Annotated in this window: 17 protein-coding genes and 1 pseudogene; all 18 read right to left on the bottom strand. The window is 68.2% G+C overall.

The window, feature by feature from the left end:
• Nucleotides 1-373, bottom strand: a pseudogene (locus ABZ806_RS20540) (hypothetical protein); the annotation flags it as partial.
• A 332-nt stretch (nt 374-705) separates the two neighbouring features.
• Complete coding sequence (locus ABZ806_RS20545; RefSeq protein ID WP_500218921.1) at nt 706-846, bottom strand: hypothetical protein; 141 nt, start codon at nt 844-846, stop codon at nt 706-708.
• 109 nt (nt 847-955) lie between these two features.
• Complete coding sequence (locus tag ABZ806_RS20550; RefSeq protein WP_500218922.1) at nt 956-3,100, bottom strand: hypothetical protein; 2,145 nt, start codon at nt 3,098-3,100, stop codon at nt 956-958.
• A gap of 80 nt (nt 3,101-3,180) precedes the next feature.
• Entirely contained in the window at nt 3,181-3,948 is a 768-nt protein-coding gene (locus tag ABZ806_RS20555; RefSeq protein WP_500218923.1) for a hypothetical protein, read from the bottom strand.
• Between the two features lie 309 nt (nt 3,949-4,257).
• Complete coding sequence (locus ABZ806_RS20560) at nt 4,258-4,968, bottom strand: hypothetical protein (RefSeq protein WP_500218924.1); 711 nt, start codon at nt 4,966-4,968, stop codon at nt 4,258-4,260.
• A 29-nt stretch (nt 4,969-4,997) separates the two neighbouring features.
• On the bottom strand, nt 4,998-5,549 hold the full coding sequence (locus ABZ806_RS20565) for a hypothetical protein (protein WP_500218925.1): 552 nt from the start codon (nt 5,547-5,549) through the stop codon (nt 4,998-5,000).
• Nucleotides 5,550-5,567: 18 nt separating this feature from the next.
• Nucleotides 5,568-6,314: a hypothetical protein gene (locus ABZ806_RS20570; protein ID WP_500218926.1), complete on the bottom strand. Its 747-nt coding sequence runs from the start codon at nt 6,312-6,314 to the stop codon at nt 5,568-5,570.
• Between the two features lie 20 nt (nt 6,315-6,334).
• Nucleotides 6,335-6,925 carry a hypothetical protein gene (locus ABZ806_RS20575; RefSeq protein WP_500218927.1) on the bottom strand — a complete coding sequence of 197 codons (591 nt, stop codon included), beginning with the start codon at nt 6,923-6,925 and terminating at the stop codon, nt 6,335-6,337.
• Nucleotides 6,922-7,491, bottom strand: coding sequence for a hypothetical protein (locus ABZ806_RS20580; RefSeq protein ID WP_500218928.1), 570 nt, complete (start codon nt 7,489-7,491; stop codon nt 6,922-6,924). Before ABZ806_RS20580 ends, ABZ806_RS20575 begins: the two co-directional genes overlap by 4 nt.
• On the bottom strand, nt 7,488-8,738 hold the full coding sequence (locus ABZ806_RS20585) for an MCE family protein (RefSeq protein ID WP_500218929.1): 1,251 nt from the start codon (nt 8,736-8,738) through the stop codon (nt 7,488-7,490). Before ABZ806_RS20585 ends, ABZ806_RS20580 begins: the two co-directional genes overlap by 4 nt.
• A gap of 1 nt (nt 8,739) precedes the next feature.
• Nucleotides 8,740-10,050, bottom strand: a complete 1,311-nt coding sequence (locus tag ABZ806_RS20590; protein WP_500218930.1) for an MCE family protein — start codon at nt 10,048-10,050, stop codon at nt 8,740-8,742.
• On the bottom strand, nt 10,050-11,288 hold the full coding sequence (locus ABZ806_RS20595) for an MCE family protein (protein WP_500218931.1): 1,239 nt from the start codon (nt 11,286-11,288) through the stop codon (nt 10,050-10,052). Before ABZ806_RS20595 ends, ABZ806_RS20590 begins: the two co-directional genes overlap by 1 nt.
• 1 nt (nt 11,289) lies before the next feature.
• A complete protein-coding gene (locus ABZ806_RS20600) occupies nt 11,290-12,474 on the bottom strand; it encodes an MCE family protein (protein ID WP_500218932.1) in 1,185 nt (394 codons plus the stop codon).
• A complete protein-coding gene (locus tag ABZ806_RS20605) occupies nt 12,471-13,535 on the bottom strand; it encodes an MCE family protein (protein ID WP_500218933.1) in 1,065 nt (354 codons plus the stop codon). Before ABZ806_RS20605 ends, ABZ806_RS20600 begins: the two co-directional genes overlap by 4 nt.
• The gene (locus ABZ806_RS20610; RefSeq protein ID WP_500218934.1) at nt 13,532-14,809 is read right to left on the bottom strand and encodes an MCE family protein; all 1,278 of its coding nucleotides are present in this window, start codon (nt 14,807-14,809) and stop codon (nt 13,532-13,534) included. The genes ABZ806_RS20605 and ABZ806_RS20610 overlap by 4 nt, the downstream gene beginning before the upstream one ends.
• A 1-nt stretch (nt 14,810) precedes the next feature.
• The gene (locus tag ABZ806_RS20615) at nt 14,811-15,647 is read right to left on the bottom strand and encodes an MlaE family ABC transporter permease (RefSeq protein WP_500218935.1); all 837 of its coding nucleotides are present in this window, start codon (nt 15,645-15,647) and stop codon (nt 14,811-14,813) included.
• A gap of 1 nt (nt 15,648) precedes the next feature.
• Nucleotides 15,649-16,437 (bottom strand): MlaE family ABC transporter permease, encoded by a 789-nt coding sequence (locus tag ABZ806_RS20620; RefSeq protein ID WP_500218936.1) that lies wholly within the window; start codon nt 16,435-16,437, stop codon nt 15,649-15,651.
• 74 nt (nt 16,438-16,511) lie between these two features.
• Nucleotides 16,512-17,498, bottom strand: a complete 987-nt coding sequence (locus tag ABZ806_RS20625; RefSeq protein WP_500218937.1) for an ABC transporter ATP-binding protein — start codon at nt 17,496-17,498, stop codon at nt 16,512-16,514.
• Between the last annotated feature and the right edge of the window lie 408 nt (nt 17,499-17,906).

Raw genomic sequence — 17,906 nt, forward strand, 5'->3', positions numbered from 1 at the left:
ACGGGTCACCGAACAGCCCTGGCTGGACGAGCATCTTCGGCGCGTCGATGGCCCCGAACACGATCTTCGTCTCGAAGGTCGTGGTGTTGAGAGTGGTCGCGTAGGTGATCCTGAGCGGCTCTTCGATCTGCTGGTTGAAGTTTCCGATCTGGAAGCTGCCGCTGGTGACGACGCCCACGTAGCACTGCGAGAAGTGCGGGTTCGCCCCCTCCGGCAACGGCGGGCAGTCGGAGAAGTCGAAACTCCCCGGAATCGGGTCCGGGTTGGCCGCCGCAGCCGGCGACACCAGACCGACAGTGAGCAGCGCCGCGGCAGCAGCCGTGACTGGAAGCGAGAGCCAAGAACTCCGTCTCCGCAAACGGGTGAACTTCACCGGCTTGTCCCTTCTTCGTACCAGGCGAAATGAACACGGAACGCCGACCGGACACCAGGTGACCCACCGACGCGGAACCATCACTCAGATCCCCAGAAGGAGAACTCCTTGATTCCAACTGGAGATTAATCCCACCACAATGAGAACTCAATACGCCGCAACGCCGAAATGTGAAGATCTTTTTGGCCTTGTTACCGACTGCTAATATCGGACCTCTGGACAGGGGCGATATTTTCACCGGACACATATAACCCGCGCGATAGAAGCGCGAGCCGAGCTTGTGCAGTCCCCGTCTGAAACACGGCCGGGAGGCAGAGACGCGGTAAAGCCGTTCATGTGGTTTGACGCAGCGTGGCGGTGCGTTGCGGTTCGCAGGCGCGGCGCCGGCCGGTGGTGGCGAAGCCCGGTATGCCCGGACAGGCAATCGGCGGGTGGGTCCTCGCGACGGCGATGGTGAGCGTGATGACTTCCATCCAACCGCGCGTGGCCCACCCGCCACTTGCGAGTGGCGGGTGGGCCACGCACCGGACCACCGAACCCGCAGTTCACGCCGTCATTTCACGACGTTGGCGGGCAACTGAGTCAGGACCTGGGCCGGTCCCAGATGATCTGCTGCGCCGGAGAGAAGGTGAATTCCTTCCCCACGAGATCGAAGGTAATACGGGTGGTGGGAGTTCTCCTCTCGAAGCCTGGCAAATTGCAGGTCGATTCGGAGGCGACTTCCAGATTGTGGTCTATTACACTGAACTTGCCATCGACGTATTGCCCGCGTATCCGCCCTGGTGACGCGCCTAGTTGACGCTCGATGGGGCTGTACTGGAGTGGACTGTTGATCTGGAACGAGCAGTCAGCGGAGCCATCGCCGTCGGTATCGACGCCGGTGCTGAACATAAACCCATTGATCTCTAGGCGCATCGGATCTTCAAAGATCCGTACCAACAGCCAGATCGGGCCATCCTGCGAGGCTTCCACCACTGGATACTCCGTGCCATCAGATGCCTTGACCTTGCAGTCCTTAAAGGACATCCCGCCCTTGGCCAACATGAAGCGCGACTGCCAGTGCCCGGAGTCGAAGTGGAATCGCATAGTCGCAGATTCGCACCTGAACTGGGCTTGCTCCGGCGAAGTCGCAGGCATCCTGTTGAGAACGAACGGATGCATGGTCGCAGTCGTGTCCCCGGCCGGAATAACGGTGAGGTTCGGAGGTGGCGTGCCCGCCCCATCCACACAATTTGCCCCACCGGCGACGGTGCACCAATGCCCGGTTTCCACACTCGCGTAATTTCCCGACCCGGAAACACTCGCGGTAAGAATCGGGCTCAGGTCCTCCGTGACCCCGCAACCAGAGAATGAAGGAATTTCCAGGCCATCGACAGTGAGAGTCTCCCCCTCATCGAAGTTCAAAATCCCTGTTCGCAAATTACCCAGGAACGCCGAGGCCTTGAACAGGGTCGAACTCGTCATGCACTCATCGCCGAGATCGAGCGGAACCCCGTTGACCTGGGCCTCGACAGCTTTGATCCGAACGTACGAACTGGCTCTGAGCTGATCGGGGGCGATGCCTGGCATCAACTTAGCATGGTCGAACTGCTGAATCAGTCGAAGATTTCCAGTGATCGGGTTCTCTTTCCCAGGCGCACCGACCTGGACGGCCTCGGCCACCGCACGTGTCGGCATGAATCCGAAACCCAAGACCGTAGCGGGAGTGGGGTAGGTACGGTTGACACTGTACCCACGAAGCTCGCGGTAGTTCGGCCCCAGAACTGGGCTGCTAAAGAAATTGGCAGTTGAGAACCTCGCACTGCTCTCCACGGAGATCGGGACAGCATTCCCGACCTTCTTCGCGTTGACGAATCCAGCGCCCTTGATGCAGTACATGGTTCCAGGTTGGTACAGTTCAATGGGCTTAGGGTTTTTCGGAGGTTCTGGAGACTGATAGATCTGCTCGAGTCCGGCATCTTCATGATTGACGGCGTACCGTGGATCCTCCCCGGGAGCGGGGGTAGGGGTGCACAGGTTCTCCTGGGATGCGGCCGGCTGGCTGGACGGTGCGCTCAACGCAGATGGGACCGCCGCCTCGTTCCCACGTCCCACCCGCACAGTCCCGAGCCCGAACTCCTTTTCCGCCGCGCAGTGCAGCGCCGTCTGCACCGCGCCCTGCTCCGCGGCGGTGCCGCCTGTCACCAACGACAGGTCCATCTCCCTGGCCGACCACGACAGACCGCCGGGCGACTGCGGAACCACCGGCGGCGCCACCCCGCTGCCGGTCAAGTGCACGACGCCGTCACCGCGTGACGGTGCGGTCGCCAGCGCGAATGCCGGCCATCCAGCGTGCTGATCGCGACCAGGCTCATGAATGGCGACTCGCATCTCGGCGACTCCGCTGAGCGCGGGTGGGGCTGTGGGCGAGGGTGTGGCACTTGTCATCGGCGGTGCCGCAGACCCACCCAGTGAATCCGTTCGAACTACCTTCACCAGTTCGGGCGGAAGAGCGACGTCGACCTTGACCGTACCCAGTTGGATTGGCTGCCCGGCGATGCCGGACGACGGTGCCGTCGTCTCGATCCGCAGCCCCACTTGGTGTGCTCCAGACTCATCCGAGCACACGAGTCGCATGTCTGCGCCGATGTCGGCTATCGCCGGCGGGATGGCGGCCACCGCTCCGCTGCCCACGATCACGATCGCGAGCGCCGCGACCCGCGCGGCGTTCCTGAACAATCGGTGCATGTCACATCCTTGAATTGACTGGGAGCCGCACCCAGGTGCCAAGCACCCGGGTGCGGCTCAGGCCACGACCGTGCCTCACATCATGGGATGTAGGTGATCGTCGGGCTGATTCCGGCCGCCGGCGGAACAGGCCCGGTCCGCTGCAGCGTGTACGTGGCGACGAGCGCGACCGTTTCGCCCTCCTGGATCAGGCCGGCGCAGTTGTCGGTGCCGTCGCTGGGGTTGTCGTCGTGGACGTCGATTGCCCTCAGGTTGTTGCCGGCGCCGAAGGACACCGAGAGCTCGGCGTCGTTACCCGTGAGCGTCGAGGGGTTGAGGTACTCTCCGTCGATGTAGCCGCCCGTACCGTTGGTACCCGGTCCGCCGATGGTCGCGTAGCACGGAGCTGAAGGCGCGCTCAGCGTGAACTTGACGTTGTTCAGCTTGCCGAGCGTCGTGGCCCCCGTGCCCCCGGGCAGGGCGTCGAAGGTCCACGGCAGGTTCTCCGCCGTCACCTGGGTCGGGAGGAAACCGTTGGTCAGGCACCAGTCGTTCGCGTTGGCGCCAGGCGAGGAGAAGGACACGGAGTCCAGCGTGGCGGCACCGACGGCCGACACGGTGCTGTCCAGGTAGGGCGAGGATGCCGACGAATCGATCGCGGTCTCGCCGGTGGCCACCGACTGCGTGCACTGCAGGCTGGACCCATAGGTCATGCCGTAACCGGTGACGACACCCGAGTTGGTTCCCTGGATGTCGCCGCCGTACTGGATTCTGACCTGGTTCGCCGCCAGGGCCGGCGTGGCCGTCAGGGCGACGGTAGTGGCCGCGACCGCGGTCGCGGCGAGGGCCTTTCGGGTGATCTTTCGCATGCCAGTCTGCTTCCCTTCTGGGAGGTGTAATCAGCTGCTCGTAGGGATACCGACCGCGTTTCTAAGGGACAGGCTCCTTCAAGTCGAAGGGAGCAGAACCCCGAGAGTCGAACTCCTTCAACTCCCGCGCAAGACCACCCAGTCCTGCCGTACTCATATCGAAATATACTTGCTAGTAGTGCACTCTACAAGAGCAGATCGGAAAATCTCCCATTCCGTTCCGCCAATCGTCACGCAATTATCACCGACTTAGTTTCCGATCAAGAATATTTGTCACTTGATTAGTGTCGGCCCCCGGCATCTCTTGCGCTAGGTGATCGTCGGGCTTATTCCGGCTGCCGGCGGGACGGGCCCGGTCCGCTTCAGGTTGTACTGGCCGATGAGCGATACCGGTTCACCCGGCATGTACAAAGCTTCGCAGGAGGGGCCCGAGATGCTGAGTACCGTAAGGTTGCTGACGCCCTGGAAGTCTATGAAGAGGATGGCGTCTCCGCTCGTGAGGGTCGAGGGGTTGAGGTACATGGCCTCGTAGTAGCCGCCCGAACCACCTACGCCTGGTCCACCGATGATCACGTCACACGGGGAGGACTGCATGTGCAACTTGAACTGAATACCAGTCAGTCGGCCGTCCGTCGTCCCTCCCGGGCCCGAGCCCGTGGCGACGAACTTCCACGGCAGGCCCAGCGTCGTCACCTGGGCGTAGACACCATTGCTCCAACACCAGTCGTTCGCGTTGGCACCAGGCGAGGAGAAGGACACGTCGTCCAATGTGGCGATGTTCTCGCCGTCCACGATGCCATCCACCACCGGGCTGCCACTCGTATCCTTCTGGGTCCAGCCGCTGAACGTCGAGGAAGTGCAATTCATGGCGAACCCGCTCCGCGAGCCGTAGGCGCTGATGGGTCCCATGTTGGTTCCCGTGAGATAGCCGCCGTTCTGAATGGTGTAGGTGAGCGGTCCCGCTTCGGCCGGAGCTGTTGCCAAGGCAGCGGTAGTCGCCGTAGCCACGATGGCGGTCACGGCCCTTCGGGAGAGTTTTCGCATGTTAGTTAGGCTCCGAGGGTGTCGATGTTGGCGATCTTCCACTTGCCCTTGGTGTGGATGGCATCGACGGCGAACACTGCCGCTGAGTAACTCGTCTTGTTCTTGTCGGTGCGGGTGTTGCGCTGGTCGGCGAAGACCAGGAGGCGGGCGCGGTCGCCGGTCAGGGACTTCACCGCCGAGTCGGTGACCGCCGTGGTGAGTACCTGCTTCTGCTGCGGCGCCTGCTTGCGCACCAGAGCGAAAAGCTGGTTGTACTGCTGGACGGCCTTTCCGGTGAGCAGTTCCTGTGCCGCCTTCTCCGTCTTGGCCGTGTCGGCGTAGTTGTAGGAGAACACCGTGTTGACGACCGTCGTCACCTGGCCCTTGACCTCGGCGGTGCGGCCGTTGTCGCTGAGGGCGTCGTTCTGCGCGGAGGCCGCGCCGGTCAGGTCGCCTTCCTGGGCGTTGGACCAGGCGGCGACACCGCCGAGCGCTATCGTCAGCGCGCCGAGGAGGACGGCCAGGCGAGTGCGCGCGGTGCCGGGGACGAACCGGCCGACTGAAGTGATCCCTGCCATTCGCTTTCTCCTCCCCGCTCAGGGCGTTCCGGTCGGGGCCTGGCCGAGCATCGACAGTTTCCAGCCGTCCGAGGTCCGGGTGAGCTGGCCGGCCATGCGGCGGGTGTTGTCGACCGGTTTGCCGTCGGCGCCGGTGATGGTGATGCGGACGGCGGCGATCACGGCCGCCTTGCCCGCGCGGGTGTCGAGTTCGGTGAGCCCGGATTCGAGGATCTTCGCGGTGCTGGTCGTCTTCGCCTTCTGCACCTCGGACTTGAGCCGATCGCGGCCCTGCACGATCTGGTCGTAGAGCTGCGCGGTCGCCGAGTCCTGCCACACCTTGAGGCCCGCGTCCACCTGGCGGTAGTCGAGCGTGTTGAGGTTGACGATCTCCTGCCCGGCGACGGCGAGCACCCGGTCCCGCTCGGCGGCGTAGGCCAGCGAATCGTCGCCGGACGCCGCGTGGTACGACCAGCCGAACCAGGCGGCGGCGCCCGCCGCGATCAGTGTCACGAGTGACGCGATCCGGATCAGCGGGTCCTTGGACAGGCGGCGCCGGGGCTTCTCGTCCGTCTTCTCCGCGGACGACTCCGACTCCGGCGCGTCCTCGGGCTTCTTCTCAGAGGACTCGGATTCCGGGGCCTCGGCAGGCGTTTCCGCCTTGCCGGTCTCCTTCGGGGACGGCTCCGGTTCGGGCTGCTCGTCGGCCGGGGCCTCGGGCTCGTCCGCCCGGACCTCGGGCTCCTCCGCCACCGATTCGGCGGTCTTGGTCCTGGTCTTGGTCACCTGAAATCCACCCTTTCCTTTCAGGCGGCCCGGAGGTCGCTGATGCGCCAGCCGTGGTCGTCGCGTGCCGTGACTATGAGCTGGGCCGCGACCGGCGCACCGGTCGGCTTCCCCGCCCGGGTGGTGGTCTGGTCCAGCAGGACCAGCAGGACCGCCGTCCCGTCACGGTTGAGCTTGATCAGTCCGGCCTTCGCCACCTTCGTCGTGAGGGCGAGTTTCATGACCGGAGCGTTCTGCTTGACGAGGCCGAAGAGTTCGCGGTAGTCACGAACGGCGCGGCCGGTGAGGACGGCGTTCGCGGCCCGTTCGGTGGCCGCGGGGTCGGCATAGCTGTAGGTGAAGATCCGCGCGACCTTCGTTGAGACGTCCGCAATGATCTTCTCCGTGCGGGTCTTGTCCACGAGCGCCCGGTTGGCGGCCGGTGACCTCTCGCTTCGCCTGTCGGCCCAGCCGTCGACGGCGAAGGCGGACAGGCACAGCGCCAGGGCGAGGGCCACCGGCCACCCCAGCCCGGCGGCCCGCTCGAGTCGGGAGACAAGCGAGCGCCGGGCGGTCTTTTTCTTCTTCCGCGGGACGGGACGGCGTGGGGGGCTCTCCTCGGTGATGCTCACGACCCGCTCCCTCCGGGTGCCAGCGGTTTCAGCGAGCTGATCTTCCAGATGCCGCCGACCCGCTGCATCCCGACCTCGTAGCGCTTGCGCTGCTCGGTGCCCTGGACCGCGTCGCCGGCCGGTTCGGTGAAGACCCGCACGGAGGCGATGAGAGTGGCGCTGCCCCCCGACCTGTCGAGGTCGGTGACGGCGAGTGCCGTGACCCGCCCCTGCGAGGAGCTCTTCTGCTTCGCGAACCTCGCCTGCGCTTCGGGCATGTCGCGTTTCAGCGCCTCGGCGAACGGACCGGTGGCGACGTCCTGCCAGTGCTGCAGGTCGAGTTCGGCCACCTTCGGGTCGATGCTGTTGACCAGCGCAAGGTCGCGGACGGCGGTCGTGGCCACCTCGTCCCGCGCGGCGGCGAGATCGTGGTCGGCGCCCCGCTGCGACTGGAACAGCGACCACAGCGACAGGCACAGGAAGACCGTGGCGGCGGCCGTGAGGACGTAACCGGCCGGGCGTATCCACCGGATCGCCCAGGCCGGCCGGCGCAGCACGGCCGCCACGCCCGCCACCACGCCCGTCACCGCGTGCCTCCAAGGCCAAGGAGGGTGGCGAGGTCGCCGGACGACGGCGGGCGCGCTCCTGCGGACAGCCCGAGCGATGCGAGCAGGTCGGTCGGCCGTGAGCCGCTCGACGCGCCCGGCTTGACCGCCGCCGGGACGCCCTTGCGGGGCGCGTTCGCGGTGCCGCGCACGTTGATGCCGGTGCGCGGGTCCTCCGCGCAGTGCGCGTCGGTGTTGAACGGCGGTGCGGGCCTCAGGTCGAGGCCGTCGCGGTACCGGGTCTTGCCGTAGCCGCGGGTGCAGGGCTGCGGGTTGAAGAACGTGGTGGCCAGGCCCATCCGGAGCTTGTCGCCGTCCACGATGCTCGGGCCGATGCTCGCGATCATCGGGAGGTTCGCCAGCATCTCCTCGATGGCGCCCTGGCGAGGCTCGGCCACGCGGGCGGTGGTGAGGAGGTTCGCCAGCAGGACGCTGAGGCTCGGGTCCAGGTCGTCGAGCAGACCGGACAGCTCGCTCGCCGCCCCGGGCCCGGACTGGATGACCTCGCGCAGGTCGGTGTCGGAGTCGCGGAGCTGCCGCGCCAGCAGGCTCGAGTTGGACGCGAACGACTTGAACGCCGTCGACATCTCGTTCTGCGTCCGCAGCACCGCCTCCCCGTTGTGGATCAGCGCGCGCGAGTCGGGGAACGCCGCGTCGGACGCCGACACGAACCGGGCGCTGGTGTCGAGGAGCTGCTGCAGGTGCGGTCCCTGCCCGGAGAATGCCAGCCCCATCTCGTCGATGAGGATCTTCGTGTCGTTCAGCGGCAGCGAGGCGGCGAGGTCGTTGACGCTCTTGAGCGTCTCGTTCACCGGCGTCGGCGTGGTGGTCACGCTCCGCGGGATCGTGCTGCCCTGCGCCAGGTACGGCCCTGAGTCGGCGCGCGGTCGGAGGTCGACGTACTGCTCTCCGACGGCGGAGCGGTTCGCGACCACCGCCTGCAGATCCTTTGGGATGTCCGGCGACGAGTTGTCGATCCAGAGTTCGGCGACGACGCCGTCACGGGTGAGGTCGAGCTTGCCGACCTTGCCGATGCTCACGCCCCGGTACGACACCGCCGACCCCTCGAAGAGGCCGCCGGTGCTCGGCAGGTCGAGCCGGACGGTGTAGTACCCGCGCAGCCCGACATAGCGGCCAAGGTCGGCGTAGTTGGTTCCGATGTAGGCGAGGACCACCACCGCGATGACGGCGAAGATGACGATCTTGATGCGGGTGACCGCGGTCAGCATGTCAGTCCTCCCCCAGTGTCGGCAGCGGGAGGGCCGGCTCGCTGCTCGGGCTCTCGTTCCGGGGCGCCCGGCTCGGCGCGACCGGTTGGGGTGCCTGCGGCGTGGGCGTCCCCGCGTCCGGGGCCTCCGCACCGGGCACTGCGGCCTGGGTGCCGGCGCGGGCCGCCGTGTCCGGGCACGGCTTCGGCAACGGGCCGTGATAGTCGGATGTCCCGGCGAGCGGGCCGGTCTTCGCATCCGCCGGGTCGTCGTCCTGCTTCGCGGTCTTCCGCAGGCCGCTGTCCTCCTCGCCGCGCTTGAAGAGGTCGACCTCTTCCACCGGTGGGATGACGCAGTCGAAGCCCTTGGCGGCGATGACGGTGATGTAGCCGTTGAGGTAGTCGCCCTTGACCGCCTTCAGCACCTCGTCCGTGAACGGGTACGTCAGCAGGATCTCCAGCGACTTCGGCAGGTCGCGGCCGGAGTCGGCGAGCTTGCGCAGGATGACCGACAGCGACCGCAGGTCCGCGGCCGTGTCGTCCTTGCTGGCGTTGATCGTCTTGACGGCGACGTCGGACAGCTTGTCCAGCCTGCGCAGCATCTCGACGAGCTGGCCGCGCTGCTCGTCCAGCACCTTCAGGCCGGGCGACAGGTCGCCCAGGACGGTCTCGACCTGCCCGTTGCGGGACGCGACCGTGGACGACAGCCGGTTGAGGCCGTCGAGCGCGTCCACGATCGACTGCCGGTTGCGGTCGAGCGTCGACGTCAGCTTGTTCAGGTTCTCCAGCGCCGACCGGACCTTGTCCTCCCGCCCGTTGAGCGCCTTGTTCAGCTCCGTGTTGATCGTCCGGATCTGCGGGAGCCCGCCGCCCGACAGCAGCAGCGACAGGGCGCCGAAGACCTCTTCGACGTCGGCGTTCTTCGTCGTCCGGGACACCGGGATCACGGCGCCGTCGGTGAGCCGCTGCGGGGACGGGGCCGTCGCGGGGGCGGCGAGCTTGATGTACTTCTCCCCCAGCAGGCTCGACTGCTCCAGGTTCGCGGTCGCGTTCGCGGGCAGGTGCACGTCGCCGTTGACGATGAGCGTCACCTCCGCCTGCCACGCCCCCTTCGGCAGCGACACCTTCTTCACCCGGCCGACCGGGACGTCGTTGACCCGGACGGCGGCCTGCGGGACGAGGTTCAGCACGTCCTCGAACTGCACCTTGACCGTGTAGGGGTGGTCGCCGAGGTCGGCGCCGCCGGGCAGCGGGATGTCCTCGATCTGAGTCGAGCAGCCCGCCGCCAGCACGGCGCCGGCGGTGAGGGCCGCGACGAGCTTGGGCACCCGCATCAGCGGTCTCCCTTCCCGGCCGTGCCGGTGTAGATCTTTCCGGCGGGCGGCAGCGGCAGCGCCGGGGCACCGGTCTCCCGCGCCGGCGAGGCGGCGACCAGGCCGCCCTTGCTGAGGCGGTCGCACTGCTCGCGGAGCATCCGCGTCGCGGACGCCGCCGCCGCGCACACCGGCTGCAGGTTCGCGGCGGGCGGGTCGACGCCCGGCTGGTCGAGGCTGCCGAACGCCTTGGTGATCTCCAGGAGGTTGCCGCGCGCCATCAGCGTGCGGGTCTTCGGGTCGTAGGCGTTCAGCGCGTTCTGCGTCACCAGCGGCGCGGTGTCGAGGAGCTCCGACAGGGACGCCCGCTGGTCGACGAGGATCTGCGTGACGTCGGCGAGCTTGCCGACGTTCTTCTTCAGCGCCGCCCGGTTGTCCTGGATGAACCCCTTCACCTCGGCGAGCGCCCGCGCGAGGCTCCGCAGCGCCGCGCCGAGCTCGTCGCGGTCGGCGGCGAGGAACCGGCTCACCTCGGCGAGCTGGTTCTCCGCCAGCCGGATCTGCCCGTCGTTGGCGCGGAGCATCTCGCTGAACTTGTTGAGGTTGCTGACCGTGGCGTACAGGTCGCCGCTGTTGTCGTCGAGCGTCTGGGACGCCTTGCCGAGGTCGGCGATCATGTTGTTGAGCGCCTTGCCGTTGCCGCCGAGGTTGGCGGCGCCGACGTGGATGACGTCCGACAGCGCGCCCTGCGCGTTCAGCCCCTGCGGGCCGAGGTCGCCGGAGATCTTCCGGACGGCGTCGTAGAGCTGGTCGAGCTCCAGCGGCGTCGCGGTGTGCTGCGTGTCGATCGACGCGCCGTCGGCCATCTTCGCGCCGCCGCTGTAGGCGGGGTCGAGCTGGACGTACCGGTCCGACACCAGGTTCGGCGCGATGACGATGGCGCGGGCGGCGGCGGGGACGTCGACGTCGTCGTCCACGCGCATCTCGACCTTGACCTTGTCGCCGAGCGGTTCGATCGAGTCGATCGACCCGACCTTCACGCCGAGGACGCGGACGTCGGAGCCCGGGTAGACGCCGATCGCGGTGGTGAAGTACGCGGTGATCTTGTGCGTGGGCCCGCCGCTCAGCAGCGGGACCAGCGCGATCGCGATCAGCAGCACGAACACCGCGATCAGCGCCTGCACGACCCGCGTCCGGTGGTCGCGGATCGGCGAGCCGAGCTTCGGCAGCTTCACCGTGCGCGTCGTGGGGGACGCCATGTCACCGTCCTCCCGTCAGGTGCGGCGGTTCGCAGGCTTTCCCGGACGGCTGCCAGCGGCCGTTCTCCAGGTACTCCCTGGGGACGGTGCCGCACAGGTAGCCGTCCACCCAGCGGCCGTTGCCGGTCGCGTTGCCGAGGACCCGGATGTAGGGGACGGCGGTCTCCAGCACGCGCTCCAGGCTCTTCTGGTTGCGCTGCAGGATGTCGGTGACCCGCCCCAGTGACTCGAGCGTCGGGCCGAGCGTGCGGCGGTTGTCGTTGACGAGGCCGACCAGCTCGTTCGAGAGCCGGGTGGTGCCGACGAGCAGCGCGTGGATGGAGTCGCGCCGCCGGCGCAGCTCGCCGAGCAGCAGGTTGCCGTCCTTGAACAGCGTCTCGAACTGGCCGTTCTGCGCGGCGATCGTGCCGGACAGCTGCTTGGTCCCGGCGAGCAGCCGGGACAGCTCGGCGTCCCGCGACGCGATCGTGTTCGACAGCGCCGACAGGCCGTGCAGCGCGACCTTGACGCTCGCCGGGGTGTCCTCGAACGTCGTGGAGATCGTCTCCAGGCTCTGCGCGAGCTTGGCGGTGTCGAGGTCCTGGAACGTCCGGCCGAGGTCCTGGAAGGCGGTCGTGACGTCGTAGGGGGCGATGGTCCGGTCGAGCGGGATCGGCTTGTCCGGGTCCTGCTTGCGGTAGCCGAGCGGGTCGAGCTGGAGGTACTTCGACCCCAGCAGCGTCTTGATCATGATCATGGCGCGGGTGGAGTTGCCGACCCAGGTGTCCTTGACCCGGAACGTCACCTCGACCTTGTCGCCCTTGAGCTCGACGGCGGTGACCTTGCCGACCTTCACGCCGGCGACGCGGACCTCCTGGCCGTCCTTCAGCCCGGCGGCCTCGGAGAAGTACGCGCTGTAGGTCGTCCCGCCGCCGATGACGGGCAGCTCGTCGGCGCGGTAGGCGAGCATGCCGAGGACGAGCAGGAGCACGATGCCGACGGCGGCGATGCCGATCGGGTTGCGCTCGCGCAGCGGCTTGAGCCGCGGCCGGCCCTTCGCCGGGCGCGGCAGCGCGCGCGGCAGCGGCGCTCCGGGCCGGCCCGGGGTGGGGCCGCCGCCGGGCGGTCCGGTCGGGGTCGGTCCGCCCGGCGGCGGAGTCGGCGGCGTGGGCGGAGTCGGCGGTGTGGGCGGCGTCGGGGGTGTCATCCGCGGCACCTCCCGTCCTTGTCATCGATCGGGATGCCGGTCGGCGGCGGCTGTTTCGACAGGTCCGAGCCGGCGTAGCTGACGCCGATCAACGTCACCTCGCACTGGTAGAAGTTGACCCACGAGCCGTAGGAGGCGAGGCGGCCCAGCGTCGCCATCTTCTGCGGCGACCGCTGCAGGAAGCGCTCCAGCAGCGGCTCGTCGCGGTTGAGGTTGTCGCTGAGCCGGCCGAGCTGGACGATGTCGTCCTTCAGCGGGTCGCGGGTGACCTGGAGCAGGCCGGCGGTCGCGGTGGTCAGGTCGGCGATCGACCCGAGCGCCTCACCGATCGGCTTGCGGTCGGTCGCGAGGCCGGAGGTGAACCGGCGCAGCGTGCTGATCAGGTCGACGAGCTGCTCGTCCCGCCCGTTGATCGTCTGGACGATGCTGTCCAGGTTCGTGATGACCTGGCCGATCACCTTGTCCTTGGCGGCGAGCGTGTTCGTCAGCTGCCCGACGGTGCGCAGCAGGCTCTCGACGGTGCCGCCCTCGCCCTGGAGCACCTTGACGATCGACTCCGACAGCTTGTTGGCCTCCCCCGGCGACAGCGCCTGCATCAGCGGCTGGAAGCCTTGGAACAGCTGGGTGAGGTTGAGCGTGCCGTTGGTGTGGTCGACGGGGATCGTCCCGCCGGGCTTCAGCATCTGGCCGGGCGAGCCGGTGCCCTGGGCGAGCTCGACGTAGCGTCCGCCGACCAGGTTCAGGTACTTGACGGCGGCGGTCGCCGACGCGGGGATCTGCCGGTCCCGGTCGACGGAGAACTTCACCCGGGCGAGCCGGTGGTCGCTGACCTTGATCTCGTCGACCTGGCCGACCTCGACGCCCGCGATCCGCACCCCGTGCCCCGGGTGCAGCCCGGCGACGTCGGTGAACTTGGCGTAGTAGGTGATGCGGTCGCCGCTGGTGGCGCCGGTGATGCTGGACGCCAGCAGCGCCGTCGCCAGCACCGTCACCACGATGAAGATCAGCGAGCTGACGAGCGGGAAGCCCATGCCCTTGATCCCCTGGCCGGTGAGCCTCACTTGACCGTCACCTCCGTGCCCCGGTAGATCGGCCCGACCAGCACGCTGGACCAGTCCGGCAACTGCTCGGGCACCTCGTCGAGCGACGGTCCCGCCAGCTCGTTGACCAGGTCGTTCTCCGACGCCGAGTTCGCCGGGCCGAGCCCGCTGCCGGCCGCGCCGCCCGTGCCCGGGACGCCGCCGGCGGGCAGCACCCGCACGCCGTTCCCGGTCGCCAGGTACGGGACGCTCGGGCAGTGCGGCCCGTCACCGCCGTCGTAGCGGGGCGCGTCCTTGCCCGGGACGTAGCGGCCCTTGCTCTTGAGCGGCACGACGATGCCGTGGACGCCGTGCTCGTCGGTGCCCTTCCCGAGGACCTTGTTCATCGTCGGGATGAAGTCGGCGAGCATCCGGAACGTGCAGGGCGCCGCCGGTGCGTAGCGGCGCATCACGTCCAGGCTCCCCCGGCTCTCGGTCGCCAGCGCGATGATGATGCCGGAGTTGGCGTCCAGGAAGTCCTGGAAGTCGGCGGACGTCCCCGACACCGCGTTGTAGAGGCTCGCGAGCGCGATGCGCTGCTCGACGAACGTCCGGCTGGTGACGGTGAAGTCGGTGAGCGCCTGCAGCAGGTCCGGCGCGGCGTCGGCCGCGTTCTGGGAGAACTTCGCCAGCTCCTCCAGGTTCCGGGTGAGCGCCGGCACCTCCGGGTTCAGCTTGGTCAGGTACGCGTCGAGCTGCTCCAGGTTCGCGCCGATCTGGTCGCCGCGGCCCTCCAGCGCCCGCGACATGGCGTTCAGCGTCGCCGACAGCTTCGCGGGCTGCAGGGTGTCCAGCAGGTCCATGGTGTGGTTCAGGACCTCCGACAGCTCCACCGCGTTCTGGCTGCGGTCCTCGGAGATCACCGCGCCGTCGGCGATCGGCGCGGCCGCCGTCCCCTGCGGCGGGACGAGCGACACGAACCGGGCGCCGAACACCGTCGTCGGCAGCAGCCGCGCCTGGACGTCGGACGGGATCCGGTCGGTCATCCCCGGTTTCAGCGCCAGCTCCAGCTTCGCGCCGGACCCGTCCGCCTTGATGGAGCGGACCTCGCCGACCACGACGCCGCGGACCTTCACGTCCGCCATCGGGTGCATCTCGTGCCCCGCCGTCGAGGTCTGCAGCGTCACCATCGTCGCGTCGGTGAACTGCTTGTCGTAGATCGCGATCGACAGCCAGATCAGCAGCGCCGGGACCAGCAGGAACACCACCCCGGTGAGGCGCTGCCCGACCACGTGCCGGGTCGTCCGTCTCGCCATGTCAGCCCGTCACCTTCACCGTCGTCGTGGCCCCCCAGATGGCGAGGCTGGCGAAGAAGTCCGTCACGCTGATCAGCACGATCGCGGTGCGGACCGCGCGGCCGACGGCGATGCCCACGCCGGCGGGGCCGCCGACCGCGCGGTAGCCGTAGTAGCAGTGCGCCAGCACCACCATCACGCTGAAGATCAGCACCTTGATGAACGACAGCACCACGTCCTCGGGGGCGAGGAAGATGTTGAAGTAGTGGTCGTAGGTGCCGGCCGACTGGCCGTTGATCCAGATCGTCACCTGTCTGGACGCCAGATACGAGCTGAGCAGCCCGATGCCGTACAGCGGGATGATCGCGACCGTGCCCGCGATGATCCGGGTCGTGACGAGGTAGGGCACCGACTGGATGCCCATGCCCTCCAGCGCGTCGATCTCCTCGTTGATCCGCATCGCGCCGAGCTGCGCGGTGAACCCGGCGCCGACCGTGGCCGACAGCGCGAGCCCGGCCACCAGCGGCGCGATCTCTCGGGTGTTGAAGTAGGCCGACACGAACCCGGTGAACGCCGCCGACCCGATCTGGTCGAGCGCGGCGTAACCGGACAGGCCGACGACGACGCCGGTGAAGACCGTCATGCCGATCATGACGCCGACGGTGCCGCCGATGACGGCGAGCGCGCCGCTGCCGAACGCGACCTCGCCGAGCAGCCGCAGCGACTCGCGCAGGTAGCGGCGCAGCGCGCGCGGCGTCCACAGCAGCGCCCGGACGTAGAAGCCGAGCTGGTCGCCGGGCTGGTCCAGCCACGAGACGAGCTTCACCGGCCGGAGGCGGCGAGCCCCGGGGACCGCCATGTCACGCTCCCTTCGGGGGGACGACCTGCAGGTAGATGGCCGTCAGCACGAGGTTGACGAAGAACAGCATCAGGAACGTGATGACCACCGACTGGTTGACCGCGTCCCCGACGCCCTTCGGGCCGGGGCTCGGGTTCAGGCCGCGGTAGGCGGCCACGACCCCGGCGATGAACCCGAAGAGCAGCGCCTTGAGCTCGCCGATGTAGAGGTCGGGCAGCTGCGCGAGCGCGGAGAACGAGGCGAGGTAGGCGCCGGGCGTCCCGTCCTGCAGCAGCACGTTGAAGAAGTAGCCGCCGGCGACGCCGACGACCGAGACCAGGCCGTTCAGCAGCACCGCGACCGCCATGCAGGCGAGCACCCGGGGGACGACGAGGCGCTGGATGGGCGAGACGCCCATCACCTCCATCGCGTCCATCTCCTCGCGGATCGTCCGGGAGCCGAGGTCGGCGCAGATCGCCGACCCGGCCGCGCCGGAGATCAGCAGCGCCACGATCAGCGGGCTCGCCTGCTGCACCACCGCCAGGACGCTCGCGCCGCCGGTGAGCGACTGCGCGCCGAGCTGCTTGGCCAGCGACCCGACCTGCAGCGAGATGACCGCGCCGAACGGGATCGACACCAGCGCGGTCGGCAGGATCGACACCGACGCGATGAACCAGAACTGCTGGACCAGCTCGCGGAGCTGGAACGGCCGTCGGAACGACAGCGCCAGCACGGTCGCGGCGAGCGCGAACAGCCGCCCGGTCTGGCGCAGCGCGCCGGCGCCGGGGACGGCGGCGTCAGGTGCGGCCACGCGCGTCTCCTTCTGCTGGGACGGGCACGCGCGCGTCGCCGCGCCGTGCGGTCGGGTCACCGGTCGGCGACCGGTCAGTTCGCATCGGCGCTGCCCTCCTGCATGTGCCTGCGGTTGGCGTAGATCGCCTGCTGGGCCTGGTAGGACAGGCGCGGCATCATCGCGTCGACCGCCATCGCGTGCCGGCGCTCGCCCTGCCGGGGCGGGGTGCCGGGGGTCGGGCGCAGCTGCGGCGGGATCTCCAGGGTGCGGTGCGTGCGCGCCGGGGCGGCGGCCTCGGCGGCCAGCAGCGCGGCGTCCTTCTCCTCCGACATCCCGATGGGGCCGTGGGTGTCGCCGTGCAGGAACTGCAGGACGGCCGGCTCCTCGCTGGTGAGCAGCGCCTCGCGGGGGCCGAACGCGACGAGGTCGCGGCGGTACAGCATGCCGATGTTGTCGGGGACGGTCGCGGCGATGTCGATGTTGTGCGTGACGATCAGCATCGTCGCGTCGATCCGCGCGTTGACGTCGATGAGCAGCTGGGAGATGTGCGCGGTGCGGACCGGGTCCAGGCCGGAGTCCGGCTCGTCGCACAGGATGATCTCCGGGTCGAGGACGAGCGCGCGGGCGAGGCCGGCGCGCTTGCGCATGCCGCCGGAGATCTGGCCGGGCAGCTTGCGCTCCTCGCCGCCGAGGCCGACCATCTCCATCCGCTCCAGCACGATCCGCCGGATCTCCGACTCCTTCTTCTTGGTGTGCTCGCGCAGCGGGAACGCGATGTTGTCGAAGAGGGGGAGGGAGCCGAACAGGGCGCCGTCCTGGAACATCAGCCCGAAGCGCTTGCGGGCCTCGAAGACCTCGCGGTCGCGGTCGTTGACCATGTCGATGCCGTCGATCATGACCCGGCCCTCCTCGGGCTTCAGGAGACCGACCAGCGACTTGAGGAACACCGTCTTGCCGGTCCCGGACGGCCCGAGCAGGACGCTCACCTCACCCGGGGGGAGGGTGAGGGTGACGTCCTGCCAGATCGTCTGCCGGCCGAATACCTTCGTCAGCCCCTCGACGACGACTTCAATTCCCAACGACACCACGCTCGCAAAAATAAGGAGGTTGCGAGGACGCTACGGCGCAATAGACGCGGCGTTCAATAGCCTGCACGAACTTATTGGCACAATCCGGTAAATGGCGGCCCGAATTTGTCACCGGCTTAGTGTTCGATCTCGCCGGATCCGTCGCCGGTGATTACCGACGGGTAGGATGGCGGGGGGACGCCGGGGGCGGCCCGGCGGCGCCGAGGCCCGGCGGGCGCGGGGTTTGTCACCCGTCCAGCAACCGAACGTCGTTCTTGTCACATCGCGCGCAAAACCGCGCCGTCTCTCGTCCGATCGAACGGGAAGCCCTTGCCAGCCGGGACTGGCGACTTTATGTTCGCGGTGTCCTCGATCCCGCCCCGGATGTTGCTTCCCGCTCGGCGCAACGCCATCCGGTGC

Origin of the sequence: Spirillospora sp. NPDC047418 (assembly GCF_040643275.1) — a bacterium.
Classification (GTDB): domain Bacteria; phylum Actinomycetota; class Actinomycetes; order Streptosporangiales; family Streptosporangiaceae; genus Spirillospora.

Coding starts and splice junctions, on each gene's coding strand:
- ABZ806_RS20610 (WP_500218934.1), bottom strand. CDS start 14,809: ATGGCGAGACGGACGACCCGGCACGTGGTCGGGCAGCGCCTCACCGGG.
- ABZ806_RS20590 (WP_500218930.1), bottom strand. CDS start 10,050: ATGCGGGTGCCCAAGCTCGTCGCGGCCCTCACCGCCGGCGCCGTGCTG.
- ABZ806_RS20550 (WP_500218922.1), bottom strand. CDS start 3,100: ATGCACCGATTGTTCAGGAACGCCGCGCGGGTCGCGGCGCTCGCGATC.
- ABZ806_RS20545 (WP_500218921.1), bottom strand. CDS start 846: ATGGAAGTCATCACGCTCACCATCGCCGTCGCGAGGACCCACCCGCCG.
- ABZ806_RS20600 (WP_500218932.1), bottom strand. CDS start 12,474: ATGACACCCCCGACGCCGCCCACACCGCCGACTCCGCCCACGCCGCCG.
- ABZ806_RS20615 (WP_500218935.1), bottom strand. CDS start 15,647: ATGGCGGTCCCCGGGGCTCGCCGCCTCCGGCCGGTGAAGCTCGTCTCG.
- ABZ806_RS20595 (WP_500218931.1), bottom strand. CDS start 11,288: ATGGCGTCCCCCACGACGCGCACGGTGAAGCTGCCGAAGCTCGGCTCG.
- ABZ806_RS20555 (WP_500218923.1), bottom strand. CDS start 3,948: ATGCGAAAGATCACCCGAAAGGCCCTCGCCGCGACCGCGGTCGCGGCC.
- ABZ806_RS20565 (WP_500218925.1), bottom strand. CDS start 5,549: ATGGCAGGGATCACTTCAGTCGGCCGGTTCGTCCCCGGCACCGCGCGC.
- ABZ806_RS20585 (WP_500218929.1), bottom strand. CDS start 8,738: ATGCTGACCGCGGTCACCCGCATCAAGATCGTCATCTTCGCCGTCATC.